Here is a 24187-nt window from a genome sequence, read left to right as displayed (position 1 = left end):
GAAGCAAGATGAAGAAATATTATATACTCATTATAATAGTGATGGCTGGCCTGATGTCGTGTAAGAAATGGCTGGAAGTAACACCTCAGACAGATATATCACAGGACGTATTATTCAGTACACAGGCTGGTTTTGAAGAGGCATTAAATGGTGTGTACAGCCGTTGTGTGGGAGAAGATAGTTATGGTAAAGAGTTGAGCTTTGGCTTTCCTGAAGTGCTGGCCCAGAATTATTCTATTACACCGGATGACCCCAGGGGATATAGACAAGCCGCGCTGTATAATTATGATGATGACCAATTCATCTACAAGAGAGATGCTGCCTGGCTGGCATTATATGCAGCGATCGCTAACAGCAACCTTATACTACATCACATAGAAGGTAAGGAAAGGCTCTTTTCAGGAAGAGAATATGAGCTGATAAAAGGAGAAGCACTGGCATTAAGGGCATATCTTCATTTTGACCTGTTGCGCATGTTTGGTCCATCTTATGCAAATGATCCGGTAGCACCGGCTATTCCATATGTGAAGGATTTTTCGAACAAGATAACACCTATGTCCACTGTGACAGGTGTACTTGATTCCGCAATCCAGGACCTTAATGCGGCAAAACAATTATTGAAGGTAGCTGACCCAATATTGGATGCTGGTTATAAAGTAGGTTATCCGGTGAAAGATTCCAGTACAGAAGAAAACGGTCCCTTGTTCTTACAGAACCGCCGCCACCGTCTTAACTACTATGCAGTATGTGGAGAGCTGGCACGTGTGCTTTTATATAGAGGTAACAAAGCAGAAGCACTGGCTAATGCACTGGAAGTGATCAATTCAAACAAATTCCCATGGACACGTCAGAATGATTTTCTGAATCCTGACGACGAGAAAAAAGATCGTGTGTTATATAGGGAGCTACTCTTTGCATGGTATATACCAAATGGTAATTTGACTAAGGTTATCAATGATTGGTTCCGCGATGGAGACAATGCGCTTTTCATTACATCTACTGAAGGACGCAACCTGTATGAGACAGGTGGTGTAGGTGGAGAAGATAACCGTTTCAAACAATGGTTCAGTGAAAAGAGCGGTGGTTTGGGTACCCGTATGCAATTGGAGAAATATTACAGGGATCCGGATAGAAACATGCATTATCTCGTAGCTCCTGCATTGCGCCTGAGCGAAATGTATTACATCGCTGCAGAATGTACATTCGATGCTGATCCGGAAAAAGCATGGTCATACTTTAATACTGTCCGTTTCAATCGTGGGATTGGCAGAACTATTACAAATGAAACATCTAAAGACGTATTCCTGAATGAGCTGGTAAAAGAAAGCCGCAAAGAGTTTTACGGTGAAGGGCAGATCTTCTATACCTACAAGCGCCTGAATAAACCAATTATAGGTTTTGCAGGAGCCACTAACCCTGCTACAAACAGGATATTTGTAATACCACTTCCTGATGACGAAATCCAATTTGGTAACAGATAATTAAACCTACGGCCAGATGAAAAGATATATTTTATTCAGTGTTCTTTGCTGTATGGTGTTCTTTGCCTGCAAGAAAGACGAAACACTTTTGTTCGATACCACAGAGAATGTCTATTTCGATTTCCTACCGGATGACGCTGATGATAAAACAGATAGTATCCTTTATTCCTTCGCTTACTTTCCCGACAAGTCGGAAGACACCGTTTTTATTCCGGTAAGACTTTCCGGATTCCGTGAACCTAAAGCGAGAAAGTTTGTGCTGGTAACAGTTGATAGCTCAACAACGGCAGTTGCTTCGCTACATTATAAACCATTAGAAAAAGAATACACCCTGGCGGCAGATTCCGGTATCTGTATGGTGCCGCTGATCCTTCTGAACAAGGACACACTGCTGAAAACAAAAACGCTGACCATTGGGCTTACGCTTAAGGCGACCGATGATCTGGGTGTAGCGTTCAAGCTACAGAATAAGGGGATCGTCAAATTTTCAAACAGGCTTGAGAAACCTACCTGGTGGGATGTTTGGGCCGGTGAGTTAGGCGCGTATTCAAGGGTTAAGCACGAATTGTTCATTAGGGTGGCAGGTGCAACAGAGCTGGGTACCAACATGCAGGACTTCAATACAATTCCAAAGGCGTTATATCATATCAGGCGTTTCAGGTCTTTCCTGCTCGATCCGTTTAAATGGGTGGAAGTTAATGCTGAAGAAGGATATGTAGTGACGATGGAAACAGATGGTTCCTATTATTTCTACAGTAGCACAAACCCGGACAACAAGTATAAGCTGGTGAAGAACCAGGAAGATGGCAGGTATTATTTTACCGATGAAAATGGTAAACGTGTAGTTTAAGCTAAAAAACTAATCAATGAAAAGATCATTTCTATATATACTGATTATTGCACTGGTACCGTTCTTCTCTTCCTGTTTCAAAGACAAAGGGAATTATGATTACCTGGAACTGGGCGAGCCGGTAGTAACCGGTCTTGACTCCGTATACTCTGTTTTTACGGGTGATAGTCTCATTATTACGCCGAAGATCGTCCTGCCTGGCGGCAGAACAGATGTGTCCTGTCACTGGACGATCGATGTCTCTCAGGAGGCCCGCTCTGAGGAATATGACGGGCTACAGTTGAGGATCGTCTATGGTCTGGGTGCTAACGTGTATACTGCCAGATTAATAGTGAAGGATAATAAGCTGGATGTGAAGTACTATTATAATTTCATCATCACCGGTAAAACAGAATTCACATCAGGTACAGTTGTACTGACCGACGATGCGGGGCAAGGAAAGCTTTCTTTTGTGAAACCTGATGGCACCGTTCAGACTGACCTCTATCATGCAATCAACGGAGAAAGTCTGGGAACAGGACCTATGCAACTGATCCCATTGAGGAATATCAGTTATATGAACATTATCACTGCTTACTGGATCGTTTGTGCAGGAGGTACCAGCCCTGCCGTTCAGGTTAACAGTGACAACCTGAGACGTACAAAATATCTGAAGGATAATTTTTATTCCACGCCAGGCGATCTGAAGCCTTCTTATTTCCAGAAGCTGGTTAACGGTACCACCACAGCTATCATGAATGAGAGGATGTATGTTGGTACTACTGAAACTGCACCATTCGGGACTTACTTTGGGTTCTTCAGCAGTCCGGTTGCGGGCAATTATAACCTTGCGCCTCAACTGCTTTGGGGTAATGCAGGATCATACTTTTACTACCTGGGTTTCGATAAAGTGAAAAAGTGTTTTTTACGCTTTGATCCCAATACATTCTATGGCACAGATTATATCCAGGAAGATTCACTCTTCAACCCGAAAGATCTGAAGATGGACCTGCTCGATATGGAGAAGTTTTCAGAGAATAGCCTGTATGCTTTTTGCGATAGCCTCGGACAGACTTACGAGTTGAAATTTGCTTTGAACTTCCTGGAGGGCAACTCCCGCTTTAAAACAACTTACAAAAGGAAATTCAAGGGAGACAGTCTGCTGACTGCTAACACCAAATGGCAGTTGTCTACTACCGAGATGATCTACTTTACATCGAATGATAAGATATACCGTTATAACCCGACTAACCAGGAAATACTGCAGCTGGAGGCGAACTTCGGAGGAAAGGCAGTAACAATGATCAAAATGAGGGATGACGGAAATGTGCTTATTGCCGGTACTGAGGGAAGTCTTTATACGCTTGATATAAGTACGGGTAAGTATGGTAACGTACTTAAAAAGATAGATGGCCTGCCGGGAAATGTAGTTGATGTTATTCTCCGATAAAAATGTTTTACCATCCTATGAAACCTATTTAACCAACCATTAACCCTACAACAAAAAGCCCCGCGATAACTATCGCGGGGCATTGTTATTCTGGCAGTCACTGTTATTTGCATTCGCCCTTTACAAAAGGAGCCTCTCCAAACTTCAGTTTACTCTGATCTTTTTCAAATACAGGTACACCCTGGTTGTCAAAGGAAGACGGGATTGCTTCAAATGCCTGGTTATTTTCCAGTTTGAAGATCACGGGTCTTACGCTTGTTGTTCCTTCACTCATAAAACGGTATTCAGCCTCAATGATATTATTGCTGATGGTACCTGTGATAGCGCCCTGATTTTTGTCTTTTTCGAAGAGACGATATTCCAGCTGACCATTAATGACTTCATTGTCGGTTTCAAACTGCAGATAGGAAGTATCCTTTCCTGAGATCCGGGTATAACACTGTGGACCGGCTGCTACAATTGATGTTTCCTGCTTGGCCGCACTGCTGTCTTTCTCCGTGGTCTCTGACGAATTGCTGGCAGATTGCTGACAGCTTAACATCGTTAATAAGGCTGCAGCCGCAAAATATAGTTTCATATAACAAGTTTTGTCATATAGAACGAATAACGTGCCAGAGATGTTACGTCACTTTCCCCAGAAATTATCTTCTTGTGTAATATCTGCAGAATAGATCTTCGCTTTTACTATCCTGCCGCCGGTAACCGTATAAACGTCGATGTTATCAACATCCATTTTTTCTCCTCCCGGTTTTTCTCCTGTCCAGCGAATAAGGCAGGCCACACTGTTGCCGTTGGTAGTAACGCTTTTGATCTCCGCCAATGCGAGTGTATTATTGGTCACTTCAAACATACCTCCCACCATCTGGAATACTTCCGTCACATTCCTTTTAATACCTGAGAACCGGTTGTCGCCGGGTTGTTCCCATTCTATAGCTGTATCCAGCAATGCTGCGAGTGTCTGGTTATCGCCTTTTTGTACTGCGTTCAGAAACTGTGTAACTACTTGTTTTGCCTGATTTTCCATATTGTTTGTTTTTAGTTGGGTGATTTGTTATTGCAAAACTATTTCGTGTACGGCCGGGCATTGTTATCTTTATACGACAAATAATTACCATTTGACGACAGCTTATGGAAAATAGCCGGAGACGTTTTGTGTTGAACCTGATCGCTTATGCGGCGTTGCGTGACATCCCTGTCATACAGCTTTGTCGTCTGTCGGACATTGATCTCGCAGCACTAAAGGCCGATGATAGTTATGCTATCAGTAACAGTCAGCTGGATGCATTGTGGCGGGAGGCAAGTCAGCTGGCGGATGATCCTTTATTCGGATTACATTTCGGCGAATCACTTCAGTTGTCAGCGCTTGGCATTGTCGGGGAGATTATTAAAACAAGCGATACTGTGGGGATAGCGGTAGAGAAAGCGGCCGCATTATCACACCTGCTGACGGATCTTTTCAAGGTGGCGGTTACATCGTCAGGGACGACCTTTACAGTTGGTTTTCTACCACAAACAGAACGGACTTATAGCTTTTCGTTCCGTCAAACACTGGAGTTATTCATGGTCTTTGTTGTACATGAACTGGATGGTTTGTTACTACGGAAAATAAAGCCTGTTTCGGTAAGGTTGCCTTACTGTCTGGCAAATGCAGCGGAATATGCAAGGGTGTTCCGTTGTGATGTTGAAAAGAGTGCAAGTGAGTATGAACTTGTATTTGACAGGGCGTATCAGCAGGAACCCTTACTTACTGCAAATTTTGACATGCAGCAGGCGTTGTTGCAAAAGGTGAATAAAACAATAACGGTAGCGGGGGATGGATTGGTAGAAAAGATCCGTTATTTCCTGCTTACGAACGCCTACCTGGGAATACCCTCATTGAGTGAGATTGCTGCGAATTTTAGTGTCAGTCCGCGCACATTACAGCGTAAATTGAAAGAGGAAGGCGTCAGCTACCAGGATGTGGCGGATGAAGTCAGAAAATCGCTCGCTATTCACTATCTCGAAGAAGGAGGTTATCCTGTCAAGGAGATATCTTACATGCTGGGGTATAACGAGCTGAGTGCTTTCACCAGGGCATTTAAACGCTGGACGGGCAAGACGCCGGTCAGTTTTCAGAAAGAATAACAATGTTTACAACGCTATAACTATGGAAGCTAATAAGCCAATAGGCTGGTACCTCAAAGAGGCTGATCAGCAGATCACAGCATTTATGAATGATGCCTTTAAAGATCTCTCGATCACCCGTTTTCACTGGATGATATTAAGAAATATTTCAGAACGGGGACATATCAATACCTGGGAGTTTTTCCAGGAGGTAAAGAATTTCGTAACCGTACAGGAATTTGGGGAGATCATACAGTCAATGGTAGACCGTGGCTGGCTGGTCATCAATTCGGAAGATAAGTGTTCCTTTACAGCGGCAGGAGATGAGGCGTTCAGGCAGCTCTCTGATCTGCAAAAAGAAAGGGCTGCGTTAATGATGCGCGGTGTGAGCGATGAGGAATATAAGCTGACACTTAGTGTACTGAACCGGATCATAGAAAATATTACGCAGCAACAGGCTTCGATGTAACTGCGGTTGCAGTGGTGTACAGTCAGTGAGGAACGGTATATCAGGGGTAAACTGTTTTTTGCGGTGTAAATGATTTATCAATACTTTTGTCTGGTCTTTAAATGGCGGTTATTATCAAATAAAATATATTAATATGGCAAAGTTACCCAAGTTTATGATTGCGGATGATCCCGTTACGGATCCTGACAATGAATATATCTTTCATACCGAGCAGCCGCGTTTCTTCGCAAAGCGTGTAGAGGAAGACGAGGAGAAGGCTTATATTGATATTGTAGCAGAAATTGATAATGTAGATGAGTTCTACAAAAATGCGCCTGGTAAGAAAGAAGAACTGCTCGACCAGCTGGAAGAATGGTACTATTCTTACCTGGAATGGCTGGAAGAAGACGAGTATGATGAAGAAGATGAAGATTAACTGATCAGTTATAAATAATTGGGAAAGTCAGCATGTTGCTGGCTTTCTCTGTTTAAATACAATGCCCTGACATGACCGAACTTAATTTATACCAGGTAGATGCCTTTACCGACCATGTTTTTGGTGGCAACCCTGCTTGTGTGATGCCCCTGGAAAAATGGTTGCCTGATGAGCAGTTATTGCTGTTAGCCCGGGAAAATGCTGTGGCGGAAACCGCATTTTTCATTAACCAGGGAGACCGTTTTTCATTGCGGTGGTTCACTCCGGATATCGAAATGGACCTTTGCGGACATGCTACACTGGCATCGGCCCATGTAATCAAAACCTTCCTGGGCTATAAACAGGATCGGATCCTTTTTGACTCCGCCAGCGGCCCTTTGGAGGTCCGCTTTAAGGATGAGCTGTATGTGCTCGATTTTCCCTCCAGGAAACCCGTAGAAACGGCCTTACCCGACATTATCAGCCAGGCCCTTGACAGGCAGCCGTTGGCCGTATTAAAGGCCCGGGATTACGTGCTGGTGTATGGCAGCGAGGAGGATATCCTGAATATAGGGGTTAACAGGCAGGTCCTGGACCAGATCAATCTCGACCCTGGCGGTGTCATTGTCACGGCGCCAGGTAAGACCAGTGACTTCGTATCCCGTTTTTTTACCCCCCAGGCGTCCATCTTGGAAGACCCTGTTACCGGATCGGCTCACTGTTCTTTGATCCCTTACTGGAGCGAACGCCTGCAGAAAAAAGAGTTAAATGCCAGACAGTTGTCTGAACGTATAGGGACGCTTTACTGTACAGATAACGGTGAGCGTGTGCTGATAGCGGGAAATGCACGTACGTATTCAGCAGGGAAATGCTGGATATAATAGTTTTTTTATAAGTATTCCATAAGGCGCCCCGGAATGGGCGCCTTTTTTATTGCCCTTCTACTGGTTTAAGAGATTGCGCCATTTAGATCATTCAAATACCGCTTAAATACCGCTTAGATATCGCTCATCTTACGTTCATCCTACGTTCATGAACGTAAGATGAACGTAGGATGAGCGATATCTAAGCGGTATCTAAGCGAACTTACATTAGTCCTGTTTCCGGTTAACAAGCCTGCTTCTTAGTCCTAATGGGGGTAACACCTGATTCCGGCAGTGATAAATACATTTCGCTCCCCACGATTTTGCATTTCGTATACACGATTATGCATTTTGTATACATGATTTTGCGTCTTGTATACATTGTCCAAAACTGCTTTATAATCTGTCCTAAATTGCTGTTTGAAAGGGCTAAGTACCCTGATGAATATGGATTTAGGACTATACTCCAACGTTATGAGAGTAAGCAGAATTCAATGATTTTTTACAATTCCCGGGGCTTTGCTGCCGGTACTTTTGTAAAAACAAAATCAATGAAATGTTTACTATACCTGGCGCCGGTAATGCTGTTATGTCAGCTGACCACTGCCCAGGTTTCTAACAAAAAGGAGCATAAAATGGAAAACAAAGAAGTACTAAGAAAGCTTTATGACGAGGCATTGAACAAGAGGAATACGGCCTTATTGCCTGAACTGATATCGGAGGCTTATGACGGACCTGATTTTAAGGAGGTGGTCGCTGGCCTGACAAACGCTTTCCCGGATGCATACTGGCAAGTGAAAGACATAATATCTGAAGGCAATAAAGTAGTGGTATTCCAGCAATTTCAGGGTACGCACCGTGGTACCTTTCAACATATCCCGGCTACCGGAAGAAGCGTAGCAACCGATGGCGTAGTGTCGTATGAATTGAAGGATGGAAAGATCATTCACAGTGAAACACTTACCAATCGGCTGGGGTTCTTACAGGATCTTGGCGTCCTGCCCCAAAACGTCAATGGCAGTCCGGACAATGTGGTCTTTATTGACAAATTCATTGTACCTCCTGCTGGGGCAAAAGAGTTCTTTGACAGAGTGAAAATTAACCGCGATCTTATTAAAACGCTGCCTGGATTCATCCGGGATGCAGCTTATTCGCATACTGACGATAATGGCAAACTCGTTTGCGTAACGGTAGCTGTGTGGGCTGATGAAATAGCATTCAGGCAGGCAAAGGAAGTCGTGCAGGCGTCGTATAAGAAGGAAGGGTTTGATATGCCGGGGATGTTGAAAAGACTGAATATTACTATTGACAGGGGAGTGTATAAAGAGATATTGCCGTAACAGCAGGCATTGGTTAAGCAAATATATCAATGACATCGGGTTGTTGACTGCCTTTATTGACAGCTAACATCAATTGCTTGACAGCACCAAGATGATACGCCGCATGTGGTAATAAGGAAATTGTTCCTTTAAGAAGATAAGGGTTGGACCAGTCTTTTACGGCCGTTACTGCATCTCTGATGTTATGATAGCTATTCAGTAATTCCTGCTGTAAGTCGGCCCATTCGGCCTCATTGACCTCTTTTATACGCCAGCTCTCCGGCCAGTTGCCGGTGGGCTGGTTCCCTTTGTAGAACTCCATTGCAAAGTCCAGGCTCCATTTCAGGTGATATGTATGTGCCGCTATGGTGGACCCGCCATCTACGATTGGAGTGGATGCATCTTTCGCTGACATTGTTTTTATGGCTCGTGTAAACCCATGTCCTGGTTTTGCATCAATTACCCAGGATTCATCGTTTTCTGTTCCGATATAAAGCTCGTTCAGAATATCGAGCAGAGGTAATATCATGGTTTCCATAACAGATGTATTGTCAGATAAACATACAAAAGCGGGACAGTAAGGCCATGGTTCAGCTCTCTTCAGGTTTTAAGAAGCTATGATATTTTTTAACTTTACAGTTTATAACTGCCCGCATATGAAAATAGCATTAGCTTCTCCACCATTTCCAACATCTTTGAATGACGGCTTATCCTGGCTTGAAAAATTGGTCAAAGAAGCAGCTGATCAGCAAGCAGAAATAGTTTGTTTTCCAGAGTCGTATCTTCCTGGTTATCCGGGCATGGGATATGAAGCGGATGACCGTTCTCCGGAAAGATTGCAGGCCGCATTGGATAAAGTCTGCTCAATAGCTGCGGCGCATTCAATTGCTATTATTGTTCCGATGGACTGGGACCATGGCGGTGAATTATTGAATGTGGCTTTTGTAGTTTCATCAGCTGGAGAAGTATTGGGATATCAGTCGAAAAACCAATTAGATCCTACGGAAGATAATCTTTGGATACCAGGCACCGAACGCCGGATCTTTGAGGTCAACGGTGTTAAATTCGGCATCACTATTTGTCATGAAGGGTTTCGCTATCCTGAATCTGTCAGATGGGCTGCTCAACAGGATGCTAAAATTGTATTTTTCCCTCACTTCGGTGGTAGTGATACGGAAGGAGTGGAGCTGAAAGAATGGGGCGCAAAAGAGAATCCCTATTATGAAAAAGCGATCATGTTGAGAGCGATGGAAAATACGATCTATGTGGCAAGCTCTAATTATGCTTCCCGTTATTCCCATGCGGCATCTTCTGTGATAGCGCCGGATGGAACCTGCATAAAACACGAAGTTTATGGAAGGGTAGGTGTGATCGTGACGGACATAGATCCCACACAGGCAACAGGATTACTGGCGAAACGGTTTAAAAACGCGCTTTATTATAAATAGCAAGTTATCGAAGGAAAGAGTTTGATTTTATACCATTGAAGGCGCCATTCCAAACAGTTTTTTAAAAGATGCGAAGAAGTGTGAGTAATCATTAAACCCGACTTCAATATACACTTCCGTCGGCTTCATCTTTTTCTCTTTTAAAAGCAGGTGGGCTACTTCCAGTTTTTTCTGTACCAGCCATTTACCAGGAGTAGTATGGTATATCTTCTCGAAGTCTCTTTTGAACGTAGAAATACTGCGGCCGGTGAGGTACGCAAAGTGCTGAAGGTCGCCATCATACTGGTAGTGTTCTTCCATGAACGCCTGCAGATCTATCTTCCCTGGCTCACTGAAATCAAACAGGAGGTTTTTTAGACCAGGATTGGCATCCAGAAAAATGAGCACAGCTTCTTTGATCTTTGTCTTCAATAGTTCTCCTGTGATCTGATTACTGTGTTCGAGATAGGGTAACAGTGAATCCATATAATTCTTAAAAAGCCTGTTGGGCTGTAACAGGAATACATTGTCGTAATGATGGGTGGCTGCGGTACTCCGCTGGTATGGCGCTGATAGTTCCAGCAAAGTATCCTGGTCAATACAAATGGAAATGGAACGGTATTCGCCGCTTTCAACAGGTTGTTTTACAAATTTGCTTAACCTGTTTTTTACCGCAAACCGGAAGTCGCCGGTCATATAGACTTGAGACTTTCCACCAAAATATACTTCCGACCTGCCGGAGATAATATAATCTATCACATGCTGGCGAATAAACAATTCGCCGTCTACTGCTCTTTTCGAAACGCAGGAGTAAACGATCTGAGGAAGATTTGGATCTGTTGTATTTGCCATGATATCGAATATACTCAAAACAAGGCTATTACCATACAGGCATAGCCTTGTTCAAGAAGTTAAATAATTGCTTATTGTCCTAAGAACAGCGCGGCCATTTCCCGGCGGGAGGCTTCGGGGCCGACTTCCAGGCGCCTTTCGTACATGCTTTTAGAATCACTGCCTGCTGTATAGTGTACCTGATTTTTTCCGTCTGTTACGGCATCATATACTACTGCGGCTACTTCTTCGGGAGTTAATCCACTCGTATTAGGGTCCATCATGCCTGATACCACTCCCAGATACTTGTCCAGGAGTTCCTGATACGGCGGGGTGGATGATACCACCATATTAGTGGCAAATGAGCTCCGTATAAAGCCTGGAGCAACTGTCTTGATACTTATGCCCCAGGGCGCGAGTTCATAGCTTAATCCCTCGCTAAATGCTTCTAAACCCCATTTTACGGTATGGTAGATACTGTCAAAGGGAAAAGTGACTAGTCCGGCGATGGAAGTTATATTGAGGAACATGCCGCTTTTCTTGTTTCTGAAATGAGGGATAAAGGCCTGAGTGATCCTGATCGCGCCGAGTAAATTTGTGTCGACCTGTTTTTGTAATTCCTCGTCACTTACGCTTTCCAGCGGAGCTATTATGCCATAGGCAGCATTATTCAGTACCACATCTACTTCGCCCAGTGCAATGGCTTGGGAAACGATGCTATTGATCTGTGCGGGATCGGTAATATCAAGTGGTAAAACAGTCACTCTTTCCAGGTCGCTGAATTCCCTGCCCTTTTCAATATTACGCATCGTTGCGATAACCTTCCATCCGTGGTTATGAAATAAACGGACTGCCGCTTGTCCGAGACCACTTGAAGTTCCTGTAATGAATATTGTTTTCATGTTGTTTACGTTTGTTTGAATTTGTGATACAAAGAACGGCAGGATTCAACTGGGAGAGATGGTTATAAAGTTCAATTAATATGGGTAAAAAGCTCAAATGCGAAATGGTTTTGGAAGAATGTATGGGACTGAAATTCTATATTTGGACAAGCGGAGGGCATATACTACTAAAGCCTCGCGAATACCTATAATAATGAGATCAGCAATCCTTTTCCTGGCAGTTTGTTTACTTTCCTGCCGACAACCATCCTCAATAGATAAACAGGCTAAAGACACGATCCCGGTTGGTACTACAGTTGATGATTTTACAGCAGCAAAGGCTTCTTTAGAGAACGACTTTTTACTGAACAAAGATTCTGCAGAATACAGTTCGCAGGATTTACAGACAGCAATAGTTATAGGGCATCTATTCGAAAGAGAGACCAAAGATGCGGTTCTCAGGTACAGTGAAAATGACAGTGTTGCAAGGTTAGTCGTTCTCAGAGAGAAAGGGAAGAACTGGGATACTATTATTTCTGAAAGGCTTTACCCTGCGTCGACTGGTGATTGGAGTGATCTCATAGAAGTGAGTGATTTCAATGGAGACAATATTCCTGATCTGAAGGTCGTAAAAGAGCATTGGGATTTTCATACGGGTGAGAATGCTGATCTATGGTTATACAGCAATGGGCACTTTACTAAAGTAAAAGGCTTTGATCAGATTGTAAGTGCTACCTATGATAAGCCCACAGACCTGATCTATGCCTATCAAAGTATGGGATGCGCAGATATGGCTATGTATTTTGGTGTGTTCAAGGTTGTTGGAGATACGGTACAGACGGTAAAGGAGATGAGCTGTGATTGTTGTAGTGAATCAGGTGATAGTTGTAAGATAAAGGTATATGGCCAGGAACCGTTTATGGTTCCTGCTCAGAAGGCTTATAAATATGTGCCGGACATGTATGCGGAGGGGGTGAAGGAGAAGTGTGCAATGGTAGGAAGGAAGTAACCTGAAAAGCTTAGTATTTTGAAAATTATATATGTAAATTGACTTTGTTTGTTTTTAACGTGGTTATGTTAATTCTATGGATTATTTTTGAATAATACGTAGTGGACGATGGTACTAGGTTTGCTGATAAATATCAAGTTATATTTTGCTATCCGAAACTGATACTAACGCTAAAAGATGCATGTAAGTAAAAAATATAAGTTTCCTCCTTTAGTTGAAGCCATTAGTGAGTTTCGTTTTGCAACCGAAGAGGGAGTTTCTTTTTTGAATTTTGTACCAACTTTTTACGAGCGAATTAAAGAGAAATTTCCCATTAGAGGTATTAAAACAAAGTATGGGCTTAAAATTGAGGAATCAAAGGATAAATCCTTCGCGGATTTTCCTAAGGATGAAATTGAAATATACCAATTTAAGAATGTTGAAAACAATTTAATCGTTCAAGTAGGCAATGACTTTCTTGCGATTAATCATCTGAAGGAATATTCAAATTGGGAAAATTATTCAGACGTTGTATTAAACATTTTGAGATTATTTTCAGACCTGACTAAAGGACACATATTGCAGCCTTCAATCAGATATATCAATAGAATATCCTTTGATAAAGTTGATAGCTTAGATCTTGATGAATATTTTAAAATCAGGATTATGGTGCCGAGTGAGATCCAATCAAAAATTAATTCTTTAAATCTGAGGACTGAATTATGGTCTGAAGATAAAAACAATTTATTGACGGTTGCTTTTAGGAGCGATCCAGGAAAGAATTCAAATAAATTTGTTTTTTTTCTTGAGCTGGGCTATAGATTTTCTCAGGGAAAAATGGAATTTAATCAAATTGACTATTGGCTTTCTAATGCACATAAAAGTTTAAATCTGGCGTTTGAGTATTGCCTGACTGAAAAGTGCAAACAAAAATTTGAGTATGCTGATTAATCAATTATACAAAGGAGAAACTAGGTTTAAAGATTATAATTTTTTAGGCCAGTTAGATCAGGAAATATTGATCACTGAGTCTTATACTGAAAATCTTAGGTCGGGAATTAGCTTAATAGAAGATAATTCGATAATTTCTGCAGACCTGAGTATTGGTGATATGTTAAGTGAATTTGGTTATTCTTTCGAAGGAAAACAACTTCGGGCAATTTCTGAATTTCTTAGCGCTAATCCTATTTTAATAGATGACTTAAGAGCATTACCATCAGTAGTACCTAGTTATTTTCCCGATTCACAGCTAATTCTTTCTCTGTATACGGATACTGAAGAGGAATATTGTGTTCTTAATATTTTAATAGGTAATAAACTGCCAGTAGATGTGGCATTCAATAAAGAAAGGCAACTATTCAAGCGATATTTTAGGGCGATTTACAAAAAGCATAAAGGGATAATAAATATTAAAGAAACCAGCATAATATAAAAATGTCTTTTGATTGGGATTTGTATATCAAATTAGGTAAAAAGCTTTGCACTACAAATAATGAAGAAGAGGTTCGTGCTGGTATCAGCAGGGCTTATTATGGCTTGTATAATAAGCTAAGAATTTATAAAGGGTTAACTACCAAATTTAGACCTCACAAAGAATTAATCGACAAACTGCTTTTAGCAGAGGAGTTTGATGAAGAAGAAGACTTATCCAAGCTTCTACAAGACCTCAAAGAATGTCGAGAGCAAGTTGATTACGATGGAATTAAGAGGATTGATTCTCAGTACTCTAATAGGTTTTGGATGAAATTAGAGGAGGCATTGCAAATTTTCAATCAAAATAAGACTTAGTAATAAGGCTGTTGAAGGAATAACTTAAGTTTGTAGTTACATCTTTGTCTCTGTCCCGTTGAGAATGTCCAGGATATTTTCATCCTGAAAGGTCTGAACATTGTGTTCTCTGTTCTTGTCGAAATACAGCCGATAATCCTTTGCTGCCATTTGTTCCGCAATTTCCCGGGCGCTTAGTATTCGTTGAGGATTTGGCATAAACGCCGGTACAAGGATAAAGTCAAACTCATTCATTTCGTCTGTCCAGGGTATTTGAATAAACCCGTTTTCATCAATAACGGGAACTTCATCTTTTTCAATTCTATATTGTGTGTAGTCGAAGGTTTGGTAAGACTCGTAGATCTTAGCCCATCTGTTTCGGATGACGTCTGCACTTCGTTTGTCTTTAGTGTCTATGTTCGGATTAATTAACAAGCCTACTGTTCCCCAACTTCGATTAAGTGAAAACTCTCTTTCGTATGAAAGGCCTACAGCACTTAAAGCGAAAGCATGATTTTCTAAGATCTTCGCGTTTTTAATTGTGTACCGAATGGGTGCGATATAGGCTTGTCCGGGTAGTGTCGTACTATGATTAGAAAGAATAATACCGCAAGTATCGCCGTGTTTTGAAGACAGGCATCCATAACGGATCGGAAGGGATATGGCCTTTTGAACCTGAATTCCCTCACTGGCAAGCTGCAAAGGAGAATTCGTTTCGTAGTAGCCCATAAGGCTCATAAGCCTCCATTTGACTATCAAATGGGTATGCTCCCAAATTAATGGTCCAAAAGTTATTATACCAGCATTGAAGTTCATATAATATAGGTTGACTTGCTCCCTTTGTTGTCAAAATTTAATGTGGTAAGCAACTAAAGGCAGGAAAAAAAGGAATAAAAAAAGCCAGCGTTTATGCTGACTTTTCCTTTTCGTAGCCCGGACAAGAATCGAACTTGTATCTAAAGTTTAGGAAACTTCTATTCTATCCATTGAACTACCGGGCCATAGGGTATAAACCCTAAAGTGGAGTGCAAAAGTAAACGTTTTTTACATATTTCAAGCATTCAGCTTAAAAATTGGCACTCTTATACCGTTAATTATAAATTTTTTCTATCTGTTGATCGTACTTCTGTGTGATCACTTTCCGCTTTACCTTAAGGGTAGGGGAGAGCTCTCCATTGGCGATAGTCCATTCTTTAGGCAGTAGTTCAAACTTCTTGATCTGCTCAATATGGCTGAAGTACTGGTTATATTTCTCCACTACCTGTCTGTAAAGCTGCTGGATATCATTGTTTTGCAGAAGGTCTTCATGAGAAGAGGAGGCGAGTCCTTTTTTAGCTGCCCAGCTCTCCAATTGAGGAAAGGATGGAACTATAAGTGCGCCTGTGAATTTACGGCCTTCACCTACAACCATGATCTGCTCAATGAAGGGTGACTCCTTGAACTTATTTTCTATAGGCTGCGGAGCAACGAATTTACCACCGGAGGTCTTGAATAGTTCTTTCTTACGGTCGGTGATCTTAAGGAACTTATTGTTGACAAGCACCCCTATATCGCCTGTATGGAACCAGCCGTCTGTAATGGCATCGGCTGTCAGGTCCGGACGTTTATAATATCCCAGGGTAATGTTTGGACCTTTACAGAGAATTTCGCCATCTTCCGCAATACGGACTTCCACATTACTGATGAGCGGACCTACAGTTCCAAACATACGGTCGGCTTCATCTACGCGGTTGACACTGATCACCGGAGATGTTTCTGTGAGACCGTAGCCTTCCAGGATGGGAATTTTGGCAGCGGTGAAGATCTTCAATAGTCTTATCTGGCAGGCGGCGGAGCCGACAACAACAGCGTCAATATTTCCTCCCAGTGCTTCGCGCCATTTTTTGAATACCAGTTTATTGGCGATGGATAACTGGAAGTTATACCACCAGCCCATTGATTTATTGATCTCATATTTTTTACCCAGTTCCACCGACCAGAAGAAAAGCGCACGTTTGATGCCCTTTAATTCCAGTCCCTTCGACATGATCTTCTCATATACCTTTTCGAGCAATCGCGGAACGGTAGTAAAGATGCTTGGTTTCACCTCACGCAGGTTATCGGCGATGGTGTCCATACTTTCAGCATAATAGATAGGTACGCCGGCAGTCAGGTACACATAAGTAACCATGCGTTCAAAAACGTGATTGAGTGGCAGGAAGCTAAGCGCCCTGGCTTCCTGGCTAACAGGAAGATAAGGTGTGCACGCAGTCACATTGCTCATAATATTCCTGTGGTTCAGCATAACACCTTTGGGCGTGCCTGTGGTACCGGATGTATAGATGACAGTGGCTAGTTGTTCAGGATCGATCTTATCTCTGATCACTTTTATCTTTTCGATGTCTTCCTGTTTAGCCATGTCGGGTATTTCCTGCCAGTGGCGAACACCTGCTATCCTGGTGAAAGAAAAGACCTCTTTCAGGTGAGGAAGTTTATGACGTATAGGCTGGATCTTATCAAGCATATCCTGGCCACTTATGAACAGGATTGACGCGCCTGAGTCATTCAGGATAAACTCCAGCTCATGCTCGCTAAGTGTTGGATACAACGGGGCAAGCACAACACCGGCCTGTTGACAGGCAAGGTCTGTCAGCACCCATTCAGGGCGGTTGGGAGACACAATGGCAATCTTGTCAGAACCTTCAGGAGTGGCGTCTCCCGTGCCTATGCCTAGTTGCAGCAGCCCTGCGCTGAAACGCAGAGTAAGATCGGCTACTTCCTGTGTGCTATATTTTTTCCAGACATTGTTTTCTTTTCCTACCAGCATGTCTGACTTTGGGAAATTCTTTAGCTGGTGCTCGATGACATCAAATAATCTTCGTGGCTGCTCCATAATGTAGATCTGGCTTTGGTGGTACGCTTTTGATAAAGGTATAGGATTTTTTATATGCCCCTGCGCTGCTTTTCTTCCTGAAGTTTTTCATATTCTCTTACTGTATCGCCGAACGGATCGCGATGCCAGGCGTTAAAATACTGGTATGCAATTGCAAGTCCCCATCCCAATGAAGGCCATATAGGCCAGGGAACGCCGCCGTTACGGATGCCGCCGGTAATTATCCAGAGTGCCCACAGAAATGCATTCGTTAAAAGATAGATTATCAGAGAAGTTTTGAATTGCGCCCTTGATTTGGCGATTCTCCAAAGTCTTTCATCACGTTGAGAAGTTGTTTCCATATGTGTGTGGTTTAAGCCCTGACTAAATATAATAATTTTTCCTGAATAGAAATGTCGGGTCGGGGTTAGAGGAAATATGAAGAAGATAGGGGTAAAAAACATTGTCCAGTCTGGAACTGCAATGTTATTTCAGCAGCACCATCTAATTTTGGTTAACGACCTGATGGACAGACTGCATAACGCGATACAATATTTTCCCGGTATTCCACGAATCACATATAAACATATTGCTTAAACTTCATTTACATACTTAAAGATTGTGTCTTAATGGTTATTTAATTGATGAAACCCAGAGCGTTTTATCCAATAATGCACTCACCAGCCCCTGGTGATAAAAGATTCTTTTGCCACCAGGGACCGGTGAGCTGGTTTTTATTTTGATTTACCTGCATGCTCCACATCAGGAAGCAAACCTGTAAGCAGACCTATTAAAGGCAGATAAGCACATACGTCAAATACGTATGCAATGCTTGTCCGGTCGGCCAGTTCGCCCAGCAAAGCAGAGCCTACGCCTCCCATACCAAATGCCAGTCCGAAGAACAGGCCGGCAATCATGCCTACCTTGCCTGGTACAAGCTCCTGTGCATATACGAGAATAGCAGAAAAGGCAGAGGATAATATCACGCCAATAAATACACTAAGTACAGATGTCCATAAGAGATTAGCATGCGGCAGCAGCAGTGAGAACGGCGCCACGCCCAGGATGGATATCCAGATCACATACTTCCTTCCTATACGGTCGCCCACAGGTCCTCCGATGAAGGTACCTGCAGCAATAGCAAACAGGAAGATGAAGAGATATACCTGCGCGCTCTGTACAGACACATGGAACTTGTCAATAAGATAGAAAGTATAATAGCTGGTCATGCTTGCCATGTAGAAGTACTTGGAGAAGATCAGCACCAGCAGGATGCTCAGTGCAAACACAACTTTCCCTTTTGATAAATGCACATGCGTAGCGGCATCTGTACCTTTAGATTTACTGCGTATGCGATGGGTGTTGTTCTTATACCATGATCCGATATTGATCATTACTACGATAGCCAGTAAGGCTGCCAATGAGAACCAGCTGATGCTGGATTGCCCTTTCGGTACGATGATCATCGCTGCAAGCAGGGGACCCAGTGAGCTGCCCGCATTTCCTCCCAGCTGGAAGAGCGATTGTGCCATACCGTGCCTTCCACCGGATGCCATATAGGCCAGGCGGGAAGCCTCCGGATGGAAGATAGATGAGCCTACGCCCACCAACCCTACAGATATTAGAACAAGATAAAAATGATGTGCCTGGGATAGACTGATCAGCCCCAGGAGTGTAAAGCCCATACCAATGGCTAGGGAATAAGGTTTTGGATTTTTATCAGTATAAAGTCCTACCAGCGGTTGCAGTAGAGAGGCTGTCAGCTGGTAAGTGAGCGTGATCAGACCTATCTGGCTGAAAGAAAGCCGGAGAGAATCTTTCACGATCGGGTAAATAGCGGGGATCAATGACTGTATAGTGTCATTCATCATGTGAGAGAAGCTAAGCGCAATGAGAATAGAGAATACTGTATTCTGCGCGGCTTGCTGTGCCTGCGCTTTAGCGGTTTCCTGAAATGTTTTTTCCATGTCTGTTTACTTTGCTGGCTCTTCGTTTTTATGAAGGGTAATACGTTGGGCCCATTGCCAGGCCTTCTGGGTGTCCTGTGCAATGATGCTGTTTAAAAGGTTCTTATGCAGCTGTTGGCTGTCTCTAAAGGCTGCAGCATTTTCATGCTGTGTTATAAAATGATTTTTCAGATGCCCGGCTACCGCCCTGTAGAGGTCTGTCAGGATGCTATTGCCCGATGCCTCTGCGATAGCTGTGTGAAAGTTAATATCGGCCTCTATGGCAGCTGCAACATCGTCAGCGATAGCAGCGTCCTTTCGCCTTTTCAGATGGGTTTCCATTTTCTCTATATCTTCCGCCGTTCTGTTTTGTGCTGCTTTCTGTGCGATTTTCATTTCCAGTAATAGCCTGACCTCATCAATATCATCTATCGCCGCCCGTTTTATCCGCTGGGGGAAAGGTTCTTCTATACCGGTATTGGTCTCTACGAATGTGCCCAATCCCTGTTGTACCCGTAGCACGCCACTGTTTGCCAGGATGCGTACCGCCTCCCTGATGGATGATCTGCCCACACCATATGCCTGCATCAGGGCTGGTTCCGTAGGCAATTTCTCACCCGGCTTGTAAGTTCCGAGGGATATCTGTTCCTGTAACCGTTGGGCTACTTCATCTGCAAGGCTGTTTCTCTTAATAGACGTCATAAGTTAATCATCATATCATCTGATGATTCAAAGGTAAAGAATCTCCCGGTATCGTCACATCTTTTTTTATTTATCTTTGCGCCTCTTACAACAAGTAAGCTATAAAACGTGCAACTTTGTAAAGGGTTCCACCAGATTTTAAAAACAAGATTCACAAATGAAAGCATTTAACATTTTTATTCGATATCGTCTGCCATTGGGCATTCTGTTCCTGGTAGGCGGTGTTGCACTGGGGTTGACCATAGGCTGGTGGGAAGCTACTATTCCATTGCTGATTGGTGTGATATGTCTTGTTACGCATGTGATGTTCGGTCCTATGAGACTGGTACAGGAAGCGGTGGAAGCTGGAGATCTTGATAAAGCCATGGGAATGATGAACCAGATCAAATTCCCTAAATTGCTCTACAAACCGATCCGCTCTGTGTATTACTTTATGCAGAGCAATATGGCGATGTACAATAAAGACCTGGACAAAGCCGAGGCTACTATCCGTCAGAGTATCGCATCCGGTAGCCCGATGAAGGAATACGAAGGCATGCAATACTTCCAGCTGGGTACTATTGCTTACCAGAAGAACGATCTGAAGGAAGCTGACCAGAACCTGAAGAAAGCGGTAAGAATGGGGCTACCTGATAAAGAAAACACCGCTGCTGCATTGCTCACCCTCGCTTCTATTGCAATGAGCCGCAGGGACTTTAAAACAGCCAAAGAATACTTCCGCAGGGCAAAGGCTCAAAAGCCAACTACCGCGCAGATAGTAAGCCAGATAAAAGAAATGGACAAATACATCTCCCGCATGCCCGGTTGATGGACCTGCTTATACCGGAAAAGGCATCCTGTTTTAAACAGGATGCCTTTTTTATTGCGGCAATTATTGTATTTATTGTACTATAATACAATATGTAATCATCAATTAAACCTTATTTTTGTCCAAAACACGCTACTCCTATGTTCGGTTTGTTCAGCTTTGACCAGATTCTAGCCATTACCTTCACGCTTTTTGCCGTAATTGATATTGTGGGATCTATCCCCGTCCTGATCTCCCTGAAGGAAAAGCTGGGACATATTGATTCCGGAAAGGCCACCATTGCTTCCGGTTTCCTGATGATACTGTTCCTGTTAGTAGGAGAACCTTTCCTGAATCTACTTAGCGTGGACGTACACTCGTTCGCAGTAGCGGGTTCCATTGTGATCTTCGTAATAGGTCTGGAAATGATCCTGGGGGTGGAGTTTTTTAAAAGTGAGAAAGATACCAAGACAGGTAGCCTGATACCTATCGCCTTTCCGCTGATAGCCGGTTCCGGTACGCTCACCACCATTATGTCGCTCAAAGCCAACTATGAAGAAACCAATATCCTGGCGGGCATTCTCCTTAACCTGGTGATCATTTATGTTGTGTTACGTTCCCTGAGCTGGATAGAACGGATCCTGGGTAAGGCTGGTCTCATGGTAGTACGTAAGTTCTTTGGCGTAATCCTGTTGGCTATAGCGGTGAAGATCTTCAAGAGCAACCTGAATATGTGATTTAAAATAAGTAGAGGCGCTTTTGTAATTGATCACCAAATACATTAGTTTTGCCTTCCTTTCCTGGTGAACAGGATGGTTTTCGGCCTCGTAGTACAATGGATAGTATAAGAGTTTCCGAAGCTCCAGATACAGGTTCGATTCCTGTCGAGGCTACGAAGAAAACAGCCAGTTTCCTTTATCGGAACTGGCTGTTTTGCTTCTTGCTGTACTGCTTCCATTCCTGGAAACGTTGATCGATCACCACGCTTATCATATCATAATTTGACCATGAATTCTCAACTTTGTAAGCATTCCCGTTACGGATAGTTGGCGCCAATATCCGCTTATAATCGTTGATATAGCCGGAGAATTGTTTAGTAAATTCACTATCTCCGTTTCCTGATCGATAGTAATCTGCTGCAAAACCATTACCGGCATCAGTTAAGTCGGCACTCAATAATCTTTCAGTAAGATTATTTATGAGAAAATCACCTCCCGTTAGTTCCCTGCTCTTCACTAACAGGATATCATCTTCGAAATCCTCATTCAGTCCATCTGATGTCTGATTGTTCAATATGCACCAGGTTAAAAAAATGCCAATGTGTGTAGATGCGTTCTCGGGGGGCAAACCGGCAGAGTATACCTCTTCATAATGCCAAACTGCATCATCATAAGTATTCATAGGTACTTTTATCTTTTGTGAAGCGCGGTGCGATCATCCCTGCGGTTTCATTTTGAAGAACATTTTTATACAGAACAAGAACTTCCTGAAAGCATTCCGTTTCTTCATTGCCAGAAAATAACGCTGGTATTTGAAGAATAGCAGCATACGTTTAAAGTTATTCGCAAGCGAGTAGCTTGCATAACTATCATACAGCTGCTGGAAGATCTTTCTTTCCTTTTCAAGGGCCGGCGGACAGGCATCCCGATACATAAGTAATACTGTCCTTGTCTTCTCTACTTTTGCTTTCAGATCAAACCCCTTGCCTGTAACATTGGACTGGTGTTGGCGCCATTGTACAAAAGCTGTATTGAGGTATTGAATCTCTCCATAGAGTGTAGCGAAAAATGGCAGCCAGAGGTCATATGCAGCCTCCGTTGGGTAGGGCATGGCCGCCACTGCAATAGCTCTTTTCATGATGAGCGAATGGCCTGCTACGCAATCGTCTATAGCAAAATAGAGACAGTTGTCAAACGGTGTCTGGTTCTTAAGATCAGAATGTTTCCGTAGTGGTTGCAGCTCTTCCGTTACCAGCTGGGAATCGCTATAGATCATAGGATGATCGCCTATGGCATCCATTAACAGCGTTGTCTTTTCAGGCGCCCATATATCGTCCTGGTCAGAGAAGGAGATATATTCTCCTGTGGCCAGGCTAACCGCTTTTTCGAAGTTTTTGGTATAGCCAAGATTGGAGGCATTCCGGAATATACGGATATGGGCATGCTCTCTGGCATATCTTTCGAGGATCTCAAATGTATTGTCCTTACTGCAATCATCTACTGCAACGATCTCGATATTGGGATAGGTTTGCGCGAGCAGCGAATCCATTTGTGCTTCCAGGAACCTTGCCCCATTATAGGTGGCCACGACTATCGATACAAGAGGAAGCGTTTTAGTTTCGCCAGACATAGAAAAAGAAAAGTACTGTTAAAAAAGCCCGTGTTACCCGGTTTCAGACGACGTAAAAGTACATAAAAAAAGCGCTGAAGATCATATGATCTGCAGCGCCCTATATACATTCAGTTAATTATTTCTCTAAGTTTGTTTTCAGGTTGTTAAGCCCTGTCTGCAGGTCATCTCCGATCATTTTCTCAAAGTCCATGCATAAGAGCATTAGGTTCATAGGGTAATTCATATGCCCATCAAACCCCCATTTTACTTTGGTTGATGCCGGAGAAGCAGCTTCTGTCAGCATATAAGCGTGCTCTGTAGCTTCAAAAGGTTTAATGAACCGTAATTCAAAATCCAGCCTTTCACCTTCAGTGATCTTTTTGATCTCCTGTTCGCCTTTACCCACATCTTTCTTATCGCTTTCCCATGCGGAAATAAAACCAACAGTGCCATCAGTACCCGTATAGGTCTTTTTCATAGCAGGGTCCATCATTGCCCATTTACTATAGTTGTCCTGGTTTTTCAGGAGTTTAACGTAGTCGAAAACTTCCTGTTTAGGTTTGTTGATCACGATTTCGCGTTCAACTGCATAGCGTTTTTTCGTAAAAGCGGCTACAATAAGCAGAATAACAACAAGAACGACAATGACGAGTAGGATCTTCTTTAATACTTTCATGTGTGTAGGTTTTGGTTACGTGAAATAGTTTACAGGCTTTTGATTTGTATCAACAATGCAAGGTAGGAATTGTTTTTGATGAAGTTAGTCAA

At 42.9% G+C, this 24187-nt stretch carries 28 protein-coding genes and 2 tRNA genes; 16 read left to right on the top strand and 14 right to left on the bottom strand.

Annotation, left to right across the window (positions count from 1 at the left end; genetic code table 11):
• Positions 1–8: 8 nt before the first annotated feature.
• Genes C7475_RS09410 through C7475_RS09400 form a run of 3 tightly spaced genes read left to right on the top strand, consistent with a single transcriptional unit; the run spans position 9 to position 3760 of the window.
• On the top strand, positions 9–1481 hold the full coding sequence (locus C7475_RS09410) for a RagB/SusD family nutrient uptake outer membrane protein (RefSeq protein WP_110053111.1): 1473 nt from the start codon (positions 9–11) through the stop codon (positions 1479–1481).
• A gap of 16 nt (positions 1482–1497) precedes the next feature.
• Positions 1498–2331 carry a DUF4843 domain-containing protein gene (locus C7475_RS09405; protein ID WP_110053110.1) on the top strand — a complete coding sequence of 278 codons (834 nt, stop codon included), beginning with the start codon at positions 1498–1500 and terminating at the stop codon, positions 2329–2331.
• Positions 2332–2347: 16 nt separating this feature from the next.
• Positions 2348–3760, top strand: a complete 1413-nt coding sequence (locus C7475_RS09400; protein ID WP_110053109.1) for a PKD-like family lipoprotein — start codon at positions 2348–2350, stop codon at positions 3758–3760.
• Between the two features lie 103 nt (positions 3761–3863).
• Here C7475_RS09400 and C7475_RS09395 read toward each other — a convergent pair whose 3' ends face one another.
• Positions 3864–4337 (bottom strand): hypothetical protein, encoded by a 474-nt coding sequence (locus C7475_RS09395; RefSeq protein WP_146217515.1) that lies wholly within the window; start codon positions 4335–4337, stop codon positions 3864–3866.
• Between the two features lie 48 nt (positions 4338–4385).
• Positions 4386–4784, bottom strand: a complete 399-nt coding sequence (locus tag C7475_RS09390) for a nuclear transport factor 2 family protein (protein ID WP_110053107.1) — start codon at positions 4782–4784, stop codon at positions 4386–4388.
• Positions 4785–4888: 104 nt separating this feature from the next.
• Between C7475_RS09390 and C7475_RS09385 the strand changes: the two genes are divergently transcribed.
• The 5 genes from C7475_RS09385 (at position 4889) to C7475_RS09365 (ending at position 8929) form a co-directional block, all read left to right on the top strand.
• A complete protein-coding gene (locus C7475_RS09385) occupies positions 4889–5884 on the top strand; it encodes an AraC family transcriptional regulator (RefSeq protein WP_110053106.1) in 996 nt (331 codons plus the stop codon).
• A gap of 22 nt (positions 5885–5906) precedes the next feature.
• The gene (locus C7475_RS09380; protein WP_110053105.1) at positions 5907–6332 is read left to right on the top strand and encodes a MarR family winged helix-turn-helix transcriptional regulator; all 426 of its coding nucleotides are present in this window, start codon (positions 5907–5909) and stop codon (positions 6330–6332) included.
• 133 nt (positions 6333–6465) lie between these two features.
• Positions 6466–6747 carry a hypothetical protein gene (locus tag C7475_RS09375; protein ID WP_110053104.1) on the top strand — a complete coding sequence of 94 codons (282 nt, stop codon included), beginning with the start codon at positions 6466–6468 and terminating at the stop codon, positions 6745–6747.
• A gap of 71 nt (positions 6748–6818) precedes the next feature.
• A complete protein-coding gene (locus C7475_RS09370; RefSeq protein ID WP_110053103.1) occupies positions 6819–7607 on the top strand; it encodes a PhzF family phenazine biosynthesis protein in 789 nt (262 codons plus the stop codon).
• A 533-nt stretch (positions 7608–8140) separates the two neighbouring features.
• Positions 8141–8929, top strand: coding sequence for an ester cyclase (locus tag C7475_RS09365; protein WP_158286466.1), 789 nt, complete (start codon positions 8141–8143; stop codon positions 8927–8929).
• Positions 8930–8942: 13 nt separating this feature from the next.
• Here C7475_RS09365 and C7475_RS09360 read toward each other — a convergent pair whose 3' ends face one another.
• Positions 8943–9446: a hypothetical protein gene (locus C7475_RS09360; RefSeq protein ID WP_110053101.1), complete on the bottom strand. Its 504-nt coding sequence runs from the start codon at positions 9444–9446 to the stop codon at positions 8943–8945.
• Between the two features lie 118 nt (positions 9447–9564).
• On the opposite strand from C7475_RS09360, the gene C7475_RS09355 reads away from it, so the two are divergent.
• Positions 9565–10356, top strand: coding sequence for a carbon-nitrogen hydrolase family protein (locus C7475_RS09355; RefSeq protein ID WP_110054020.1), 792 nt, complete (start codon positions 9565–9567; stop codon positions 10354–10356).
• A 27-nt stretch (positions 10357–10383) separates the two neighbouring features.
• On the opposite strand, the gene C7475_RS09350 is transcribed toward C7475_RS09355, so the two are convergent.
• Both C7475_RS09350 and C7475_RS09345 read right to left on the bottom strand, forming a co-directional pair.
• A complete protein-coding gene (locus C7475_RS09350) occupies positions 10384–11187 on the bottom strand; it encodes an AraC family transcriptional regulator (RefSeq protein ID WP_110054019.1) in 804 nt (267 codons plus the stop codon).
• Between the two features lie 71 nt (positions 11188–11258).
• The gene (locus C7475_RS09345) at positions 11259–12068 is read right to left on the bottom strand and encodes an SDR family oxidoreductase (RefSeq protein ID WP_110053100.1); all 810 of its coding nucleotides are present in this window, start codon (positions 12066–12068) and stop codon (positions 11259–11261) included.
• A 193-nt stretch (positions 12069–12261) separates the two neighbouring features.
• Between C7475_RS09345 and C7475_RS09340 the strand changes: the two genes are divergently transcribed.
• From C7475_RS09340 to C7475_RS09325, 4 genes are all read left to right on the top strand, one after another.
• Positions 12262–13056: a hypothetical protein gene (locus tag C7475_RS09340; RefSeq protein WP_146217514.1), complete on the top strand. Its 795-nt coding sequence runs from the start codon at positions 12262–12264 to the stop codon at positions 13054–13056.
• Between the two features lie 177 nt (positions 13057–13233).
• A complete protein-coding gene (locus C7475_RS09335; RefSeq protein ID WP_110053098.1) occupies positions 13234–13986 on the top strand; it encodes a TIGR04255 family protein in 753 nt (250 codons plus the stop codon).
• On the top strand, positions 13976–14467 hold the full coding sequence (locus C7475_RS09330; RefSeq protein WP_110053097.1) for a hypothetical protein: 492 nt from the start codon (positions 13976–13978) through the stop codon (positions 14465–14467). Before C7475_RS09335 ends, C7475_RS09330 begins: the two co-directional genes overlap by 11 nt.
• A 2-nt stretch (positions 14468–14469) precedes the next feature.
• On the top strand, positions 14470–14823 hold the full coding sequence (locus C7475_RS09325; RefSeq protein ID WP_110053096.1) for a hypothetical protein: 354 nt from the start codon (positions 14470–14472) through the stop codon (positions 14821–14823).
• Between the two features lie 36 nt (positions 14824–14859).
• Here C7475_RS09325 and C7475_RS09320 read toward each other — a convergent pair whose 3' ends face one another.
• The 6 genes from C7475_RS09320 to C7475_RS09295 form a co-directional block, all read right to left on the bottom strand.
• Complete coding sequence (locus C7475_RS09320) at positions 14860–15618, bottom strand: hypothetical protein (protein ID WP_110053095.1); 759 nt, start codon at positions 15616–15618, stop codon at positions 14860–14862.
• A 113-nt stretch (positions 15619–15731) separates the two neighbouring features.
• Positions 15732–15803, bottom strand: a tRNA-Arg gene (locus tag C7475_RS09315).
• Positions 15804–15892: 89 nt separating this feature from the next.
• Positions 15893–17674, bottom strand: coding sequence for a long-chain fatty acid--CoA ligase (locus C7475_RS09310; protein WP_199236198.1), 1782 nt, complete (start codon positions 17672–17674; stop codon positions 15893–15895).
• Positions 17675–17724: 50 nt separating this feature from the next.
• The gene (locus C7475_RS09305; RefSeq protein ID WP_110053093.1) at positions 17725–18015 is read right to left on the bottom strand and encodes a 2TM domain-containing protein; all 291 of its coding nucleotides are present in this window, start codon (positions 18013–18015) and stop codon (positions 17725–17727) included.
• A gap of 372 nt (positions 18016–18387) precedes the next feature.
• Positions 18388–19620 carry an MFS transporter gene (locus C7475_RS09300; protein WP_110053092.1) on the bottom strand — a complete coding sequence of 411 codons (1233 nt, stop codon included), beginning with the start codon at positions 19618–19620 and terminating at the stop codon, positions 18388–18390.
• A gap of 6 nt (positions 19621–19626) precedes the next feature.
• A complete protein-coding gene (locus tag C7475_RS09295) occupies positions 19627–20301 on the bottom strand; it encodes a FadR/GntR family transcriptional regulator (protein ID WP_110053091.1) in 675 nt (224 codons plus the stop codon).
• 157 nt (positions 20302–20458) lie between these two features.
• Here C7475_RS09295 and C7475_RS09290 point away from each other — a divergent pair, with 157 nt between their 5' ends.
• The 3 genes from C7475_RS09290 (at position 20459) to C7475_RS09280 (ending at position 21981) form a co-directional block, all read left to right on the top strand.
• On the top strand, positions 20459–21109 hold the full coding sequence (locus C7475_RS09290) for a lipopolysaccharide assembly protein LapB (protein ID WP_110053090.1): 651 nt from the start codon (positions 20459–20461) through the stop codon (positions 21107–21109).
• Between the two features lie 140 nt (positions 21110–21249).
• Entirely contained in the window at positions 21250–21825 is a 576-nt protein-coding gene (locus C7475_RS09285) for a MarC family protein (RefSeq protein WP_199236197.1), read from the top strand.
• Between the two features lie 84 nt (positions 21826–21909).
• A tRNA-Arg gene (locus C7475_RS09280) sits at positions 21910–21981 on the top strand.
• Between the two features lie 22 nt (positions 21982–22003).
• On the opposite strand, the gene C7475_RS09275 is transcribed toward C7475_RS09280, so the two are convergent.
• From C7475_RS09275 to C7475_RS09265, 3 genes are all read right to left on the bottom strand, one after another.
• Positions 22004–22489 carry a hypothetical protein gene (locus C7475_RS09275; RefSeq protein WP_110053089.1) on the bottom strand — a complete coding sequence of 162 codons (486 nt, stop codon included), beginning with the start codon at positions 22487–22489 and terminating at the stop codon, positions 22004–22006.
• Positions 22490–22522: 33 nt separating this feature from the next.
• Complete coding sequence (locus tag C7475_RS09270; protein ID WP_110053088.1) at positions 22523–23437, bottom strand: glycosyltransferase family 2 protein; 915 nt, start codon at positions 23435–23437, stop codon at positions 22523–22525.
• A 118-nt stretch (positions 23438–23555) separates the two neighbouring features.
• A complete protein-coding gene (locus tag C7475_RS09265) occupies positions 23556–24095 on the bottom strand; it encodes an SRPBCC family protein (RefSeq protein ID WP_110053087.1) in 540 nt (179 codons plus the stop codon).
• Positions 24096–24187 lie beyond the last annotated feature (92 nt).

This window comes from Chitinophaga sp. S165 (assembly GCF_003182155.1).
Lineage (GTDB): Bacteria > Bacteroidota > Bacteroidia > Chitinophagales > Chitinophagaceae > Chitinophaga.
Note: the sequence above shows the minus strand (reverse complement) of the source record. Positions and strands in the feature narration are given on the sequence as shown.

Excerpts from the sequence above, each read along its gene's own strand:
- C7475_RS09410 (WP_110053111.1), top strand. The coding sequence starts at position 9 with ATGAAGAAATATTATATACTCATTATAATAGTGATGGCTGGCCTGATG.
- C7475_RS09405 (WP_110053110.1), top strand. The coding sequence starts at position 1,498 with ATGAAAAGATATATTTTATTCAGTGTTCTTTGCTGTATGGTGTTCTTT.
- C7475_RS09400 (WP_110053109.1), top strand. The coding sequence starts at position 2,348 with ATGAAAAGATCATTTCTATATATACTGATTATTGCACTGGTACCGTTC.
- C7475_RS09395 (WP_146217515.1), bottom strand. The coding sequence starts at position 4,337 with ATGAAACTATATTTTGCGGCTGCAGCCTTATTAACGATGTTAAGCTGT.
- C7475_RS09390 (WP_110053107.1), bottom strand. The coding sequence starts at position 4,784 with ATGGAAAATCAGGCAAAACAAGTAGTTACACAGTTTCTGAACGCAGTA.
- C7475_RS09385 (WP_110053106.1), top strand. The coding sequence starts at position 4,889 with ATGGAAAATAGCCGGAGACGTTTTGTGTTGAACCTGATCGCTTATGCG.
- C7475_RS09380 (WP_110053105.1), top strand. The coding sequence starts at position 5,907 with ATGGAAGCTAATAAGCCAATAGGCTGGTACCTCAAAGAGGCTGATCAG.
- C7475_RS09375 (WP_110053104.1), top strand. The coding sequence starts at position 6,466 with ATGGCAAAGTTACCCAAGTTTATGATTGCGGATGATCCCGTTACGGAT.
- C7475_RS09370 (WP_110053103.1), top strand. The coding sequence starts at position 6,819 with ATGACCGAACTTAATTTATACCAGGTAGATGCCTTTACCGACCATGTT.
- C7475_RS09365 (WP_158286466.1), top strand. The coding sequence starts at position 8,141 with ATGAAATGTTTACTATACCTGGCGCCGGTAATGCTGTTATGTCAGCTG.
- C7475_RS09360 (WP_110053101.1), bottom strand. The coding sequence starts at position 9,446 with ATGGAAACCATGATATTACCTCTGCTCGATATTCTGAACGAGCTTTAT.
- C7475_RS09355 (WP_110054020.1), top strand. The coding sequence starts at position 9,565 with ATGAAAATAGCATTAGCTTCTCCACCATTTCCAACATCTTTGAATGAC.
- C7475_RS09350 (WP_110054019.1), bottom strand. The coding sequence starts at position 11,187 with ATGGCAAATACAACAGATCCAAATCTTCCTCAGATCGTTTACTCCTGC.
- C7475_RS09345 (WP_110053100.1), bottom strand. The coding sequence starts at position 12,068 with ATGAAAACAATATTCATTACAGGAACTTCAAGTGGTCTCGGACAAGCG.
- C7475_RS09340 (WP_146217514.1), top strand. The coding sequence starts at position 12,262 with ATGAGATCAGCAATCCTTTTCCTGGCAGTTTGTTTACTTTCCTGCCGA.
- C7475_RS09335 (WP_110053098.1), top strand. The coding sequence starts at position 13,234 with ATGCATGTAAGTAAAAAATATAAGTTTCCTCCTTTAGTTGAAGCCATT.
- C7475_RS09330 (WP_110053097.1), top strand. The coding sequence starts at position 13,976 with ATGCTGATTAATCAATTATACAAAGGAGAAACTAGGTTTAAAGATTAT.
- C7475_RS09325 (WP_110053096.1), top strand. The coding sequence starts at position 14,470 with ATGTCTTTTGATTGGGATTTGTATATCAAATTAGGTAAAAAGCTTTGC.
- C7475_RS09320 (WP_110053095.1), bottom strand. The coding sequence starts at position 15,618 with ATGAACTTCAATGCTGGTATAATAACTTTTGGACCATTAATTTGGGAG.
- C7475_RS09310 (WP_199236198.1), bottom strand. The coding sequence starts at position 17,674 with ATGGAGCAGCCACGAAGATTATTTGATGTCATCGAGCACCAGCTAAAG.
- C7475_RS09305 (WP_110053093.1), bottom strand. The coding sequence starts at position 18,015 with ATGGAAACAACTTCTCAACGTGATGAAAGACTTTGGAGAATCGCCAAA.
- C7475_RS09300 (WP_110053092.1), bottom strand. The coding sequence starts at position 19,620 with ATGGAAAAAACATTTCAGGAAACCGCTAAAGCGCAGGCACAGCAAGCC.
- C7475_RS09295 (WP_110053091.1), bottom strand. The coding sequence starts at position 20,301 with ATGACGTCTATTAAGAGAAACAGCCTTGCAGATGAAGTAGCCCAACGG.
- C7475_RS09290 (WP_110053090.1), top strand. The coding sequence starts at position 20,459 with ATGAAAGCATTTAACATTTTTATTCGATATCGTCTGCCATTGGGCATT.
- C7475_RS09285 (WP_199236197.1), top strand. The coding sequence starts at position 21,250 with ATGTTCGGTTTGTTCAGCTTTGACCAGATTCTAGCCATTACCTTCACG.
- C7475_RS09275 (WP_110053089.1), bottom strand. The coding sequence starts at position 22,489 with ATGAATACTTATGATGATGCAGTTTGGCATTATGAAGAGGTATACTCT.
- C7475_RS09270 (WP_110053088.1), bottom strand. The coding sequence starts at position 23,437 with ATGTCTGGCGAAACTAAAACGCTTCCTCTTGTATCGATAGTCGTGGCC.
- C7475_RS09265 (WP_110053087.1), bottom strand. The coding sequence starts at position 24,095 with ATGAAAGTATTAAAGAAGATCCTACTCGTCATTGTCGTTCTTGTTGTT.